The organism is Acinetobacter sp. YH12142 (assembly GCF_013418435.1).
In the GTDB taxonomy this organism is placed as follows: domain Bacteria; phylum Pseudomonadota; class Gammaproteobacteria; order Pseudomonadales; family Moraxellaceae; genus Acinetobacter; species Acinetobacter amyesii.
Genome location: NZ_VPCB01000019.1, coordinates 25,504 through 41,763 on the forward strand (window position 1 = coordinate 25,504; position 16,260 = coordinate 41,763).

The following is a 16,260-nucleotide window of genomic DNA, read 5'->3' on the forward strand; positions in this document are numbered from 1 at the left end:
AAATTGATCGGTATCCATTCCATGAACTCCAGTTTGTCATTATTGCACCCTTATCCATTTGAAAAGCTAAATAAGCTATTTCAGGATGTGAAACCCGCAGAGTTGCCTTTGATTCCCCTATCGATTGGTGAGCCAAAGCATCCTGCACCGGAGTTTGTGAAACAGGCTATTATTGATAATTTTCAACACTTATCAACTTACCCAAATAGCAAGGGTTTACCTGAGCTTCGCACAAGTATTGCAAATTGGTTAACCCGTCGCTTTAAACTCAATAGCATCAGTGCAGACACCAACGTCCTGCCTGTATCAGGTACACGTGAAGCGATCTTCTCGTTTGTACAAGCTTTGGTTAAACGTGAAGATGCCCCTTATGTGGTGATGCCAAATCCGTTTTACCAAATCTATGAAGGCGCAACTTTACTTGCGGGTGCAGAGCCTTACTTCATCAACTGTACAGAAGAAAATAACTACCTTGGCGACTTTGACGCTGTACCAGCTGAAGTTTGGGAAAAAACCGCTTTACTGTTTGTCTGCACACCGGGTAATCCTACAGGTGCGGTACTTTCTAAAGAACAGTTTAAAAAACTGATTGCTCTGTCTGACCAATATAATTTTGTGATTGCATCTGATGAATGCTACTCAGAGCTTTGGTCTGATGAAGCGCCTGTTGGTCTGCTTGAAGTTTGTGCTGAAATAGGCCGTGATGACTATAAAAACTGCGTGGTATTCCACTCACTGTCTAAGCGCTCTAACTTACCGGGTATGCGTTCTGGCTTTGTTGCAGGTGATGCTGCGCTTTTAAAACCTTATTTACAATACCGTACTTATCATGGAGCTGCGATGCCTGTTCAACACCAGTTGGCTTCAATTGCAGCTTGGGATGACGAAGCACACGTCGAAGAAAACCGCGTACAGTACCGTGCAAAATTTGAATTATTCCAACGCGAACTGGGTCACCTACTACCATTACAAAAACCTGATGCTGGGTTTTACTACTGGTTAAAAGTCGATAATGATGAAAGCTTTGCCAAAATGCTCTTGGAAAAAGCACACGTTAAAGTGCTTCCAGGCCGTTACTTATCGCGTGATACAGCACAAGGTAATCCGGGTGAAAACCATGTCCGTTTAGCCCTTGTTGCCGATATTGCCCAATGTGAAGAAGTGATTCGTCGCTTAAAAACAGTACTTTAATTGATTTAAAGCGTTTTGCTTAAAACAAAAAATGCCCCAAATTTGGGGCATTTTTATTTGAGTCATTTCTTAACAATCATTCAGCGCTAATCATCTAGCAATAATTACTTAGAAACAAGCATTGAGAAATCACTGAAAACCATTAGAAATCAAATGTAGCACTCAATTTAAATGTTCGAGGTTCGCTGAGTGACAAATACGTATAATCGTTCACCGAGGCTGAAGCCCAATAGTTTTTATCTAAAACATTGGTCACACTAAAATTCAAACTGGTGGGTATATTCTTGATTTGCGTTTTATAGTTTGCACCCAAATCTATACGTGTCCAATCTTTAAGTTTCAATGTGTTGGCATTGTTTGCATAAGTTGAACCCGTATATACAACACGCCCATTTACACTGACATCTTGCTCAATCGGTAGTTTCCAATCCGCTTCGACATTGGCTTGGAACTCCGGCACACCGATCACACGATGTCCATCAAATAAACCTTGGTATGTGTCTTTTTGTTCGGTATCAATCCAAGTTACGCCGCCCAATATTTTGATTGAATCTGTTAATTGACCATAGGCATTAAATTCAAGCCCTTGGTGAATATTCGTCGCCTGACTGATTTGTGCAGCCCCTGAGCTATTCACTGAGGCTTTTTGGCGATCTGTATAGAAATAATTCAATGTTCCGCCAATCAAGCCATTTTCATATTTCACGCCCAGTTCTTTTTGTTTCGAGACAAATGGATCGGCAATAAAGTTATTACCTTCACTATCCAAAATCGCTTCGCCTTGAACCAAAGCTTCGATGTAATTGGCATACATAGACCATTCAGGCGTTAATTTATAACTCACGCCTAATGCCGGAGTAAGCTGATTTTTATTAATATTGTATTTATAGGTTCCGTAAGAATATACGTCTTGATCAACTTCCTGATAACGCGCACCAAGCATGAGGGTCAAACGATCATCTAACATCGAAATATTGTCGCCCAAGGCAAAACTTTTCAAGGTACTGACACCTGCTTTTGGATAAGTCCCTTCTACCCCCAACCATTTGTCAATGTTTGAATCTTCGGTGTAAATTGGATCATAAAAATTATCATTCAAACTGGTGGCATAACCATAGCTATAGCGTTTATCTGCACGATATAAAGAACCAGAAGCGACCACTTGATGTTTTAAAACACCTGTTTCAAATTTAGTTTTGACACCCAGTTCTGCTGAGTGATTACGATCTTTACGTGGAATCATCGATGCAGAAAGTTTTGCCGTTCCTGCTGCAGTATCACTTAATTGTTGACTTGAGTAAACACCGGCTTCTTCTGATTTGCGAAAACCATATGCTGCATAGGCTGTCGTTGCATCGGTTAAGTCATATTCAGCGCGTACACTTCCGAATAAATCTTCTTCGTTTGAATAAGTCCATGCTTGACCATGATAATTAGCATACTGAGCAGCACTCGGAAGCTGTGTAACCGCATTGGTTAAACGTAAACTTGGTCGATTTTCTGAAAGGCGGTTATTGTTATATCCCAAATCACCAGATAGGCGGAGACGCTCTCCTTTGTAGTCCGCAGCAATCAAAGCCAATCCAAGTGTTTTCTTTTCTTGATCAATCTCGGTTCCGCCATCATGGTAAGCGGTATTGACCCGCACCCCAAATTGATCATCTGTCCCAAAGCGACGTGATACATCCGATGCCACATAGGCACCATTGAAGTTTGTCCCCACCGTCACACGTGTTAAGGGATCATTACTGGCTCGTTTCGGAAGCAAGTTAATTGAACCACCAATTCCTGTTCCTCCCGGGATTGCACCATTTAAAAATGCCGAAGCACCTTTGAAGACTTCTATCCGCTCAAACAGTTCTGTTGGAATATATTGGCGCGGCAATATGCCATACAAGCCGTTATATGCCGTATCATCTGATGCCAGTGCAAAACCACGAATAAAATAGGCTTCTTGAAAGTTCCCATAACCTTTGGCGGTACGCACACCAGCATCTGCTTGTAGCACATCCCCAACGCTTTTCGCTTGGCGGTCTTGAATATATTGCTGGGTATAACTGGTGATATTAAATGGTGTTTCTAAATTTTTCTGATTACCGAAAATGCCCACTTTACCACCTGTCGCGACTTGCCCCCCTGCATAAGGCTTCATCAAGCCATTTGCAGAAGCATCCGCACTCACGACCACATTAATGGCTTCTAGCGTTTGAACTTCAGTACTATCGATATTGGCAGCGGGATGTTCCGTTTCAGCGACTTCATTCGCATAAACATATGTGAACCCTTGTGTAGCACACGCCATCATCACACAGAGCTGCTTCATTTTTAACATTGGGAGAGTAATCCTAGAAAATACGCACACATAATAAATAATAATGATTAGCATTTATTCTTTCATTTCATCTTTTACGATGCTTTTTATTTATTACTTTTTATTTTTTAATTGTAATTTTTTATTAAGCTCAACTTAACGAATTACACTCACCTGATTGCCGAAGAGCGATTTCATTCATCAAATACACAAGGATTAAGTAATTTAATTGCCACTCATGAAACTAATCTCCAAACTTCATCTATCAGATGGAAACCCGAAAATTACAGATCATTCGGGGAGCTTAGAACGATAATTAACATGTGCCTTCTGCTATAGGCTTATTGAGGTGGATCAATAGCAAATTCATGCTCAACGGTATAACTGAGATTTTTATCAACCATCGGAATAGGTTCAAGTCGCGCAACCAATAGGGATTTTTGTACTTTTTGATCAAAGCTTTTAGAGCCTGAACTTGCGATGAGTTTTGAACTACCAATGTAGCCTGTTGCAGCAATCACGGTGAGCTGTAGTTTGACAGGATGCTTATACGCTTTCTTCTCAGACGTAGACAGCACATATTGCGGTGCATTTACCCAAGAGACTTCATAGATTTTCGGTTTTACATGTGGATCAATTACATCAGCAACACGTGTAGGTTGATATTCTTCAACAGGTGTTTTTAATAATTTCAATAATGTGTTGACCCGAGCATCTGTCGTGCGGTCTAGATTGCTGGCATCAACAGACGTTTTTGCAGATTCAGAAGCGTTCAAATTGCTATCTGCCCACGCTGTACTCAAACAAACGGGTAAAAAAACCGTTAAAACACAAATTCGACGTTTAACCATCTGCTTAAACAATGTTATGACCTTCAAATAAAGAGCCGTCAGTATAAAACATCCAAAAAAAATAAAGACGCTTTCGCGCCTTTATATCAACCTCAGTTCCGCCAATAATTCACTTTATTTTGACTGAGCCAAAGCTTTTTCAATGTCTTCATTCAATGTTTCAGGCTTGGTCGTGGGTGCATAGCGGTTCAAGACCTGACCATTTTTCCCAATTAAAAACTTCGTAAAATTCCACTTAATGCCATTTCCCAATACACCTTTCGAGTTATTGGTTAAGTAACGGAAAATCACATGTGCTTCAGGGCCTTTTACATTCACTTTGGCAAACATCGGGAAAGATACGCCATAGTTTTTTTGACAAAACGCGCCAATTTGATCATTCGAACCCGGATCTTGTCCGCCAAATTGGTTGCATGGAAAGCCTAAAACTTCCAAACCTTGATCTTTATATTGTTCGTAAATTTTTTCCAAACCTGCAAATTGAGGAGTAAACCCACATTTGCTGGCGGTATTTACAATTAATAAAACCTTACCTTCATAATCTGCAAAGGATTTATTACTTCCGTCCAGTAATTCTGCTTCAAACTGGTGAATGGTGGTCATGGATAAGTTTCCTCATCATTTTTTTCTTTTGTTTCTAATTCTAAGGATGCCGAATTAATACAATAACGTAATCCAGTCGGCTGTGGGCCATCAGCAAAAACATGCCCTAAATGTGCGTCACAATGATGACAAACAATTTCTGTTCTGACCATACCGTGTGTCGTATCTACATTTTCTTCTACCGCAGCAGGTTCAATTGGCTTATAAAAGCTCGGCCAACCACAACCGCTATCGTATTTTGTTTCAGAAGAAAAAAGCGGTTCTCCGCAACAACGACATACATACGTGCCAGCTTGTTTCGTATTCCAATATTTTCCAGTGAAAGCTTGCTCCGTGCCTTTCTGACGCGTTATGCGAAACTCTTCTGGCGACAATTCTCTTTGCCATTCTCTTTCTGTTTTATTGAGTTTTCCCATGATGACGTCCCTTTATATCGTGGTATTTAAAATAGGATAATCCTATATTTACGTCATTCATTCTTAAATTTCTAGTCTTTATTCAACAATTTACAAAATCTATATAATGACCAAAAAAGCAAAAGGTAAGCAAATATAAAATCATGGTAAGCAAAATACCAAATTAAATGCTTTTTTGTGAGCAACTTTAGTGATAATCTTAGCCCTACTCTTGCTCAGGATTAAAAAATGTCGCAGAAAAAGAGCGTAATTTTTAAAAATCTGCTGCCCGTGATCAAACAATATCAACAGGCAGGGTTTACGCATGAAAAAATAGTTGTTTTACTCAGAGACGAACATCATCTCGATTTAGTAACGACCGAGACATTTAAAAGCTATTTATACCGTTATGCAAAAGTGACCTCCACTCTTTCCGAGAATATAAAAATGCCGAATACGTTTAACACCCCACGCGAAATTAAGAAATCGTCTAAGCTCGAGCATGTTTGCTACGACATTCGCGGACCAGTGTTACGAGCGGCCAATGAGATGGAAGAGGCAGGCCATAAAATTATTAAATTAAATATTGGTAACCCTGCTCCTTTTGGTTTTGAAGCGCCTCAAGAAATTATTAATGACGTGGCACTAAACCTGCCAAATGCAATTGGTTATACCGACTCAAAAGGCATCTTCCCTGCGCGTAAAGCGATTTGTCAGTATTATCAACAAAAAGGTATCTTAAACATGCACGTCAATGACGTGTATGTTGGTAATGGCGTATCTGAACTGATCGTGATGGCAATGCAAGGCTTGCTCGACGATGGCGACGAAATGCTGGTGCCTATGCCAGATTATCCGCTGTGGACAGCAGCAGTTAACCTTTCTGGCGGTACAGCTATTCACTATAAATGTGATGAAGAAAATTTCTGGTATCCAGATATTGCCGACATGGAAAGTAAAATCACCCCAAATACCCGCGGTATCGTGGTGATTAACCCGAACAACCCAACAGGTGCGGTTTACCCGCGTCATGTGCTTGAGCAAATTGTGGCTCTTGCAAAGAAATACGATTTAATTTTGTTTGCTGATGAAATTTACGACAAGATCGTTTATGACGGTATTGAGCATGTCTCTGTTGCTTCATTGGCAGGTGATCAGCTGTGTATTTCTTTCAATGGCTTATCTAAAGCATATCGAATTGCCGGTTACCGTTCAGGCTGGATGGCAATTACAGGCGATAAATCACGTGCGCTAGACTACATTGAAGGTTTAGACATGTTGGCTTCGATGCGTCTATGTGCCAACCACCAAGCGCAATATGCGATTCAAACAGCTTTAGGCGGTTATCAATCAATTAATGATCTCATCCGTCCGGGCGGTCGTTTATATGAACAACGTAACATTGCTTGGGAAATGTTGAATGATATTCCGGGTGTATCTTGTGTGAAACCAGAGGGTGCTATGTACTGCTTCCCTAAACTGGACCCTGAAATTTACCCAATTCAAGACGATGAGAAATTCATGTTGGATTTCCTTCGTGCTGAAAAAGTACTTTTGGTTCAAGGTACGGGCTTTAACTGGCCAACACCTGATCATTTCCGTGTGGTGTTCTTACCTGCTGAAAATGAACTACGTGAAGCACTCACTCGTTTAGGTCGTTTCTTGGCGAAAATGCGTTAATTCATAAGTGCTTTAAAAATAAAAAAACCGTACGTGCTGTACGGTTTTTTTATTACTGTATGCTTAAATTTGACTTCTTACTGTACTCACACCACAGCTATCTTTTTGAATCGTTAAGTTTTTAATAATTTATTTTGAGCTTAGACCTTAGTCAAAACTTTAAGATCTGTTGATTTTTCTACAGCATATTCATGTTATTTTTTAACCAATCATAAAAATACATGAGTACAGGATGTTCTCAAACAAAATTAAACTGAGCCTATTTCTCTGTCTAAGCATGTGCCTAGGCATCGGGATCTTACGTTTTTCCTATACCGCACTCCTCCCTTCAACCCGTGAAGCCTTTGGTTGGAGCCCAAGTTTTGCCAGCATCTTAGGCAGCGCCAATTTGCTCGGCTACTTAATCGGCGCATTTTGGGCCATGAAATTACCCCAAAATAAAAGTATGGTGAGCTACATCCAACTTGCAGCTATTGCAGGAACACTCAGTTTACTCAGTTGTGCATTTTCAGGTTTTTCAGAACTTTGGTATAGCACTTGGCGCGTTATTTCAGGGATCAGCGGCGGCTTACTAATGATCCTCTCCCCAAGTGTTGTGGCCCAATGTTCACAGCTTCAAGACCGCTTTAAAATCAACTTTATTGGTTTTAGCGGCATTGGCTTGGGGGTCCTAATGGCAACGCTATTTTTGCCTTACATCCAACAAATGTCGACAAAGTGGGCTTGGTTGATTTTATTTTCTTTTTCAAGCCTGATTTGTATTTTACTCAGCGTACTTTTGAAGAGTTTTAAAACACAGCTCACATCATTCACCACGATTTCAGCTGCAGAACATAAAGTTGATGGAATTTTCTATTGTCTCTTAATCGTGTATAGCACCAGTGCTTTTGCTTACGTGCCCCATTCATTATTTTGGATTGACTATTTAACTCACACCCTACACCTAAGCCCGATCGGGATCAATTTCAATTGGATTTTATATGGTCTGGGGAGTGCTTTAGGGGCATTTGCTGCTTACTGCCTAGCACAAAAACTGGGAAATATCAGCGCTCTTAAAATTTTATATAGCTGCTATGTCTTGGCGATTTTTATAGCAATTATTAATATCCATCCACTTTTTACTTTTTTGTCTTCTTTTGCGACAGGCTTGCTCAATCCAGCAGTGGTTTTTCTCACCTCTTATACCATTTTGCAAATCTATGGTAGCGCCTATAAAAAGCTATGGAGTATTGCAACCCTGTGCTTTGCATCTATTCAATTGATCGGTGGTTTAAGCTTTAGTTTTTTACAGCGAATCGGTGTTGATTATTCACAGCAATTTATTTTGGCCGCATGCGTACTTTGCATTGGAACACTACAACTCTTTTGGTTTACTCGCACAGCAAAATTGAGCAAAAATACCGTCTAGGTCGATCACAAGACATTCAACTGCATCATCATTCACACATACAAAAGTCATGCATACAAAGAAAAGACCTATATAAATAGGTCTTTTCATTTTAATAAAGAGTGAATGGGCTAAGCTTTTTTCAGCTTTTTCTTTAATTTTTTCAGAGCAGAATTATGCTTTGAAATTTTGTTCAACCTCGCTTTAATTTCCTTTTTAAGTGATTTGGTTTTCTTAGACAAATTCATCTCCTTCTCGTCTACGTATAAATCTTAAATTTAGTTCAATGAGTAAATCGTTCGGACAAATGAACTTTGACTCACAAAGTCTTTAGTCGATTAATGATGTTGTTGACGCTGATTTCGTTGATGCGGCTGTTGTTTCTGTTTCTTTTGGTCTTGTTGCTGTTGCTGTTGCTGTTGCTGTTGCTGTTGCTGTTGCTGTTGCTGTTGCTGTTGCTGTTGCTGTTGCTGATCATTTTGCTGCTGTTGTTGATCAGATTGTTGGTTTTGTTGATGCTGTTTACGAGACATTTCATTTCTCCTTATCATCATAAGTATCACAATGTACTGTTACTAGATGTACATCTACTAAAGGACAACAACCAATGTACCGCTAATTTTCATGGAACCAACCCGATAAATGTTTCGAATTACGTCATTGTAAAATTTATGGAGAATAATTAATTTGAAATCAATCCCCCTCTATTTTCTGCATTACCTAAGTTCACTCGAATAGTGCGGTTTTAAACTTTTAGTAACATGACAAGCATGCCAGACCATCTGATTGATTGCGTGAAGTCACCTTTTGATTGCTGTTTTTTGAATGGTATTGAGAAGCTATGATTCTGTGTTTTTAATGTTTAGTCCTAAAAAAGGACTGAATGATTCAATCCTTTTTACCTAGCCTTTTATGCATCTAGCTTTTTTACACCTAGATTAGCAAATAAAGTTAGTCCATATGCTCAATGATGGCTTGTCCAAACTCCGAACAACGCAAGAGTTTTGCACCTTGCATGAGTCGTTCAAAATCATAGGTCACTGTTTTGGCTTCAATCGCCCCCGCAATACCTTTAATAATTAGATCTGCCGCTTCAGTCCAGCCCATATTTCGCAGCATCATTTCTGCAGACAGAATAATAGACCCAGGGTTTACTTTGTCTTGACCCGCATATTTAGGTGCAGTGCCATGTGTCGCTTCATAAACTTGTACCGCGCCACCAATATTGGCACCCGGTGCAATACCAATACCGCCAACTTCAGCCGCCAAGGCATCCGAAATATAGTCACCGTTTAAATTCAGGGTAGCAATAACTGAATAATCGGTCGGACGCATGAGAATTTGTTGTAAAAAAGCGTCTGCGATCGCATCTTTAATCACGATCTCTTTACCCGTTTTCGGATTTTTTATTTTGACCCAAGGACCGCCATCCAAGAATTCACCACCAAAGCGCTCAACTGCGACTTCATAGCCCCACTCTTTAAACGCTCCTTCGGTATATTTCATGATATTACCTTTGTGCACCAAAGTGACATTCGGCTTATCGTTATCAATGGCGAATTGAATGGCCTTACGCACCAAACGCTGAGAACCCTCTTTAGATACAGGCTTAATCCCGATACCGCAATTTTCCTCAAAGCGAATCTTGGTGACGCCCATTTCCTCTTTAAGAAATTTGATCATTTTCTTGGCTTCAGGCGAATCTGCTTTCCATTCGATCCCTGCGTAAATATCTTCTGAGTTCTCTCGGAAGATCACCATGTCTGTACGTTCAGGATGCTGAACAGGTGAAGGAACACCCTTAAACCAACGTACTGGGCGCACACAGACGTAGAGATCTAATTCTTGACGTAGTGCAACATTTAGCGAACGAATGCCACCACCGACAGGCGTCGTTAACGGCCCTTTAATTGAAACTACAAATTCGCGTAAAGCCTCAAAGGTTTCTTCGGGCATATAGGTACCATAAATTTTATTGGCTTTTTCACCACAATAAACTTCCATCCATTCTATGGCACGTTTTCCACCATAAGCTTTTTGTACTGCGGCATTCACCACAGTTTTCATCACGGGCGTGATATCAACACCAATACCATCGCCTTCAATAAATGGAATAATTGGATTATTGGGAACATTGAATGATAAGTCTGAATTTACTGTAATTTTTGTCCCATCCACTGGAACGACGATCTTCTGATAACCCATTTTTATGATCCTCCCTGAGAAGCGAGTGAAAAAATAATTGCTGTTTGATAAGACTTTTAATTGCGCTTCACGCATAATACTCTAAAGCAAATCTACCTTTTTTGAGATTTAGATGGGAAATAGCTGCATTTCCCTATTGAATAAATCTTAACCAATTTGAATTATTGTATTTAATAGAAGTTATTTCCTATGAAAATCGTCATCTTAAACAAGCCATATGACGTGCTCTCCCAATTCCGTAAAGACGAAGCGCATATGACCATATCTGACTTCGTGGACGATCCTAGTCTACGTATTGCAGGACGTTTAGATATGGACTCTGAAGGTTTGGTATTTTTAACCGATCATGGTGGTTTAAATCAGTACATTACCAACCCTGAAAATAAAAAGTTTAAAACCTACTTAGTGCAAGTCGATGGTGACATCACAGAAGAAGCACTCGAGCAATTACGTAACGGCATTGAACTGAAAGATGGTATGACTTTGCCAGCCAAAGCCATTAAAGTGCAACAGCCAGAATGGTTATGGGATCGTGATCCTCCTGTACGTTTCCGTGCAAACATTCCAACCTCTTGGGTTGAAATCCAAATTTGCGAAGGCCGTAACCGCCAAGTTCGTCGTATGACTTCAGCAGTAGGTTTCCCGACTTTACGTTTAATTCGTACACGTATTGGTGCCATCGATTTAGTTCAATTGGGTTTAGAACCAGGTGAAACCAAAGAAATTGAACCTTTACTTTACCCCGACTTTCAAAACGTACCTGCAGAAGAACCTTACCGTTCGCGCTCTTATGTGAAAAAACCAGGCGGTACAGGTGGTAAGCCAATGGTTCGTAAGAATAAAGATGGCTCAGTGAAAAAGTCAGGTACAAAACGTATCTGGCAAATGGATGAGAGCGAAAAACCAAAACGCCGTACCAATGGCACAACTCGTCCGAATACTAAAGCCCCTCGTGGCCGCGGTCGTAACGGACGTTGATAAAAAGCTTCAAAAATGGCCTACAATCTACGTAGGCCTTTACATTTTTTTATAAACCTAACAATTATTTAAGATTATTTTCATATTTCGACACTATAATAAGTTATAACAATATAAACGTTGATTATTTGAACTTCAAAAATGAGCAGCACATCTACACACAATAGAAGCAAAGTATTAATTATTCATGACAACCGAATTGGACATTTAAATCCTGCTCTCGCTGTTAGTGAAATGATTGAGAAGCGCTTTTATCTACAATCTGAGCAGTTTGCAATTCCTACTTTACCTAAGCGTACAGTGAGCGTTTTTAAGAAACTGTCTCATTTCCCGAATTTATTTCGCACACTCGGGCGCTTATACTTTAAATTCTTGCAAAGAAATTTAGAGCATACCGACGTTATCGTCTGTTCAGGTATGCCTAATTTAATTTATGCCGCTTATTTATCTCAACGTTTCAATATCCCACTTATTTATGCAGGCGGTACACGTAAATTTAATTGGCGACTTATTGATTGGACTATTACGACGATTCCAGAAGATCATTCTGGTAGACAAATCAATATTCCTACAGGTGCTGTACCTTCTAAAATTATTCGCTTAGCGCATATTCCGTCGAATCATGAAGCATGCCTGTTAATTGGTGGACCGACAAAAGAGTACCCTTTTACCCATCAAGACTTTGAAGAGATGATTCAGCAATTTGTTCAATTCGCAGATCACCATCAAATTCAGGCGTCAGTCGTATGTTCTCGTAGAACACCTGCGTTATCAGAACATGTGATTCAAATGTTAAAAGATAAAAATATTGAGCTTGTGAATACTTGTTCTAAAACTTCTATTTGCGATGTGTTAAAGCGAAGTGAATATATTTTTGTGACTGAAGATAGTGCAACGATGTTATCCGAATCAATCCAAACCGGTCGCATTGTGATTTCAGTTTGTCGTGAAGATTCTGAAAAAGATAAAATTATTCAAAATTATTTAGATCTCGAATTAATACAACGTAAAACTATTGGGCAGATTACTGAAGCTGCATATATCAAGCCAAAATTAAATGCTCAACATATTGAACAAATCGTGACTCAACAACTTGCAGAAGATTTGAGGGCAAAATCTCAAGAACTGAGTTTTTATAAATGTCATGCAAAAAAAGCTGTTATCTATTAATTAAAGATTTTATACGGTAGAAATTAAAAGCTCACAGATGTGGGCTTTATTTTAATGGTATTTCTCTCTGTAAAATTAGCCCCTCAGGTTGAGGTTTCATTTTTTCCTCAAACTGCACTGCAAAAGATAAATACATCAAAGAATTTCTAACTAATCGAACAAGATCCATTAATGAGCTTTCAAATTCTGATAAAGGTATTTCTAAAATATAATTTGCTTTCATTTCTTTTTCTTTTATTTTTTCTAAGATTTCCAGATATTCAAAAGACTCTACTTCACCTTGTTCTATTAAAATATTCTGCTGATCTTTTAAGTTCTGATATGCAAATTCTGACGTCATATCAAATTTGGTATTTAATTCATATCCAAAATCATCAATAACTCTAAAAGACCTATGCTCTAGACAGTTACGAATTTTTGATAATCTAGGCTTTTCAATTTTTTCTCTAGAATTTAATTCGCTCACTTTATCATGACCATTCAGCTGATCAGATTCAATTTCTTTTAAAATATAGAACAAAGCATGTAAAAAGTAGTTCTTTGAATCCTTCAGTTTATCACGTGGCTTAAATTTTCTATTTTCATTCCATCCAAAAACTTTTGAAAAAGTAATTTGACGATCATTCATTTCTAAATCTAAATACTTAGCTAAAAAGTATGAAATTTTGTCAAAAATTGAATATAAAATTCTAAAAGCCGATTTCATTTGTGATGTTTTTAAATTATCAATTGCATGTAAAGTATCATACACATGTGGATAGGTTTTATTATAAAAATGTTGAGTATCCGTTTTTATTTCAGAAGCTTGAAAAATTAAAAATCTAGCATAAGTATATTCATTTCTAAGCTCATCAAAATTTGAATGATATACGAGACTTTCTTTAAGGCTCAAAGACGAATTAATTTTATAGGTCATATCAGGAAGCCCCAAAATGTCCTGAAGTACAATTTCATCCTCAAATAAATCGTTTAAGTCATTTAAAAATAATTTGTTTTCTGCACTCCAAACTAGATACCTAAGCTCAGCCTTAGTTTTTGTCTTTTGTTTATATTCTTTTACATAATCAAAATCAGTATCTTGGAAGTGCTCTTGATACCAACAAGTAAAATGATATAAATCACCTGTCTACTTTAACGGAATTTTCTGTTCCTCTTCTAAAGCATCAAAACTCATATATGCCTGCTTTATCAACTGATTTGCAAAATAGTAATGAATATTTACATGTGATTGGTCATACAGTTGACTTGACCTAAAAATTACACCTTGTGCTTTAGCAACTAACGCTACAGGGTTATTATCCATTTTTATTGCTTGATCCCAATAATATTGAGCACAAAAACTGCGCCCTATTGAAGATAAAAAATTCCCAAAATTTGTTAAAACAAATGATAATAATCCATGATTATCATTTGTTTTTTTAAGGATATATAATGACTTCTCATACAAATTAACCGTAGTTATTAAGTTTTTCGAAAACCAATGCTCATCCTGATATTTATAAATTTCTGAACTACAATTCGCTAAAATATAGTAAAAATAGCCTTTACAGCCATCATCAGTAAAAGTGAACTCGTTATCAAAATGAAAATTAAACCACTTTATTAATTCAGCTTTTCGACTTGTATCCAATAATAAATCATCAACCAACCCTGCTAATGAATTTAATTGTTGCAGCCCCAATTCCATAATTCTTCTAATAAAAAACCCATACTAAGTATGGGTTTTACATGAAATTTAAATGTTTTTCAAATTAAGCCTTCAACCACTTCTCAGCTTTAGCCTGATCTTCAACTTTAAGTTGAACTTCCGTCAATTCTGAACCTGCCGCTTTCACTTCAAAGCTCATCAGTTCATCGTGGCGGAATGCTAGTACGGTATAAGTTCCGTCTTGCTTGGCATATTTTTCTGCCAATTTAACCGTCGCTTTTAAACCATCAATTGCAATAATCACATCATTTGCAGACAAGCCAGCTTTTGCCGCTGCACCATCACGACGAGCAGACTGAACCAACACACCTTCAGGCTTATCCGCCAGTTTTAAACCAAATGGCAAGGATTTGTCATTTTTTAGCGTATAGCTTAAGCCAAACTCTGGGAACAACTGATCTAGCGGCAATTCATCTGTAGTATTAATCAAGTGATTGATTTGTTCTAACCAATCATAACCTGTTAATTCATTACATAAATTGAAAATTGTCCGTTCATTGACTTGAATGCCATTTTGCGCATTTTCATATAGCTTACGCATTAAGGCATCAAGACTCGAACCACGTAGACGTAAACCAAGGTCTAAACACAGCGCCACGAGGCAGCCTTTGTTGTAATAACTTGTACCTGCGTTATTTGAGTTTTCATCCTGACGGTAGAATTTCACCCATGCATCAAAGCTTGATTCAGCCACAGTTTGAATCTCACGACCCGGATTTTGCAAATAGCGATCAATTTGTGCTTTTAAAAGCTTGATATAAGAATCCTGATTAATCACACCACTACGCAGCAAAATCAAATCATCATAATACGATGTAAAACCTTCAAAAATCCAAAGCAAAGAGGTATAGCCTTCTTTGTTCAGGTCATAATTCACAAAGCTTTCTGGACGGATAAATTTTACCAACCATGAGTGGAAATATTCATGGCTGCATAAACCTAAGAAACGTTGATAATCTGCCGATGGCTCTACAGGTTCATTGGCTTTTGGCAAATCATCACGCGGGCTAATTAAACTCGTACTGTTCGGATGCTCTAAACCACCATAGCTATTGGCCGTTGCCATGGTCATAAAGGTATAGTCTTTAAATGGCGCCGAACCAAACATTGAAATTTCAGTCGAACAAATTTTTTCGATGTCTTGCTGCATACGCTGCGCGTTCATAGCATGTTTGCCCGACACCACAAACTCATGCGGAATGCCGTTGGCTTCAAAACTAAAACGGGTTTGTTCCGCCAGTTCAAACGGTGCATCAATTAACTGGGCATAGTTATCTGCATATAAGGTATAACGACCTTTCACTAAACTTTTTGACTTCAATCCAGTCGCAAGTTGGAAATGTTTTAACTCTGGTGGCAAGAAAACTTCAACCTCAATGGCTGTATCTTCTTGGTCAACTAAACCTAAACATGCGCAAGCTGGATTGACATATAAACGGCTTTGATCAACATAAGCACCACGGACCGACAAATCGAAGGCATATACATCATATTCAACCGTGATCAACTCATGATCTGTATTGAATAAGCGCCATTTATTTTTTTCAAATTTCTCAATTTGTAACAACCGCCCATCTTCATCATATGCTCGAACAGCTTCGATGTGCTTAGAGAATTCACGGATTAAGTAACTTCCGGGAATCCAAGTAGGCAGAGAAAGTACCTGTGTAGGATTTGCCAAGAAACGTGCAGTGACATGGACTAGATGCTGACGATAATCGTCAAATTCGATTTGATAATGCAACATAATGGGCGATATAAAATTAGTAAAAGATAACTTA

Annotated in this window: 14 protein-coding genes; 5 read left to right on the forward strand and 9 right to left on the reverse strand. The window is 38.5% G+C overall.

Annotated features, from left to right (window positions below; all coding sequences use genetic code 11):
* Positions 1-21: 21 nt before the first annotated feature.
* On the forward strand, positions 22-1,191 hold the full coding sequence (gene dapC, locus FTU77_RS13515) for a succinyldiaminopimelate transaminase (RefSeq protein ID WP_180056010.1): 1,170 nt from the start codon (positions 22-24) through the stop codon (positions 1,189-1,191).
* Between the two features lie 142 nt (positions 1,192-1,333).
* Here the strand turns inward: dapC and FTU77_RS13520 are convergent, their stop codons facing one another.
* From FTU77_RS13520 to msrB, 4 genes are all read right to left on the reverse strand, one after another.
* Positions 1,334-3,523 carry a TonB-dependent siderophore receptor gene (locus tag FTU77_RS13520; RefSeq protein WP_180056011.1) on the reverse strand — a complete coding sequence of 730 codons (2,190 nt, stop codon included), beginning with the start codon at positions 3,521-3,523 and terminating at the stop codon, positions 1,334-1,336.
* 320 nt (positions 3,524-3,843) lie between these two features.
* Positions 3,844-4,353, reverse strand: coding sequence for an energy transducer TonB (locus tag FTU77_RS13525; protein WP_180056012.1), 510 nt, complete (start codon positions 4,351-4,353; stop codon positions 3,844-3,846).
* Between the two features lie 114 nt (positions 4,354-4,467).
* Positions 4,468-4,956, reverse strand: a complete 489-nt coding sequence (locus FTU77_RS13530) for a glutathione peroxidase (protein ID WP_078189057.1) — start codon at positions 4,954-4,956, stop codon at positions 4,468-4,470.
* A complete protein-coding gene (gene msrB / locus FTU77_RS13535) occupies positions 4,953-5,372 on the reverse strand; it encodes a peptide-methionine (R)-S-oxide reductase MsrB (RefSeq protein WP_078189058.1) in 420 nt (139 codons plus the stop codon). The genes FTU77_RS13530 and msrB overlap by 4 nt, the downstream gene beginning before the upstream one ends.
* A 228-nt stretch (positions 5,373-5,600) precedes the next feature.
* Here msrB and FTU77_RS13540 point away from each other — a divergent pair, with 228 nt between their 5' ends.
* Positions 5,601-7,031: a pyridoxal phosphate-dependent aminotransferase gene (locus tag FTU77_RS13540; RefSeq protein WP_180056013.1), complete on the forward strand. Its 1,431-nt coding sequence runs from the start codon at positions 5,601-5,603 to the stop codon at positions 7,029-7,031.
* Positions 7,032-7,263: 232 nt separating this feature from the next.
* Entirely contained in the window at positions 7,264-8,439 is a 1,176-nt protein-coding gene (locus tag FTU77_RS13545; RefSeq protein WP_180056014.1) for a YbfB/YjiJ family MFS transporter, read from the forward strand.
* A gap of 317 nt (positions 8,440-8,756) precedes the next feature.
* Here FTU77_RS13545 and FTU77_RS13550 read toward each other — a convergent pair whose 3' ends face one another.
* A complete protein-coding gene (locus tag FTU77_RS13550; RefSeq protein ID WP_180056015.1) occupies positions 8,757-8,951 on the reverse strand; it encodes a hypothetical protein in 195 nt (64 codons plus the stop codon).
* Between the two features lie 418 nt (positions 8,952-9,369).
* On the reverse strand, positions 9,370-10,623 hold the full coding sequence (icd, locus tag FTU77_RS13555) for an NADP-dependent isocitrate dehydrogenase (RefSeq protein WP_180009426.1): 1,254 nt from the start codon (positions 10,621-10,623) through the stop codon (positions 9,370-9,372).
* Positions 10,624-10,812: 189 nt separating this feature from the next.
* Between icd and FTU77_RS13560 the strand changes: the two genes are divergently transcribed.
* Positions 10,813-11,601, forward strand: a complete 789-nt coding sequence (locus FTU77_RS13560) for an rRNA large subunit pseudouridine synthase E (protein ID WP_180056016.1) — start codon at positions 10,813-10,815, stop codon at positions 11,599-11,601.
* Between the two features lie 141 nt (positions 11,602-11,742).
* Positions 11,743-12,771, forward strand: coding sequence for an ELM1/GtrOC1 family putative glycosyltransferase (locus FTU77_RS13565; protein WP_180056017.1), 1,029 nt, complete (start codon positions 11,743-11,745; stop codon positions 12,769-12,771).
* A 46-nt stretch (positions 12,772-12,817) separates the two neighbouring features.
* Here the strand turns inward: FTU77_RS13565 and FTU77_RS16050 are convergent, their stop codons facing one another.
* The 3 genes from FTU77_RS16050 to FTU77_RS13575 all read right to left on the reverse strand — a co-directional run bounded on the left by FTU77_RS16050 (position 12,818) and on the right by FTU77_RS13575 (position 16,226).
* Positions 12,818-13,687, reverse strand: a complete 870-nt coding sequence (locus FTU77_RS16050) for an LA2681 family HEPN domain-containing protein (protein ID WP_180103212.1) — start codon at positions 13,685-13,687, stop codon at positions 12,818-12,820.
* A gap of 210 nt (positions 13,688-13,897) precedes the next feature.
* Positions 13,898-14,458, reverse strand: a complete 561-nt coding sequence (locus FTU77_RS16055) for a hypothetical protein (protein WP_257223638.1) — start codon at positions 14,456-14,458, stop codon at positions 13,898-13,900.
* A gap of 64 nt (positions 14,459-14,522) precedes the next feature.
* Entirely contained in the window at positions 14,523-16,226 is a 1,704-nt protein-coding gene (locus FTU77_RS13575) for a M61 family metallopeptidase (protein WP_180056018.1), read from the reverse strand.
* Between the last annotated feature and the right edge of the window lie 34 nt (positions 16,227-16,260).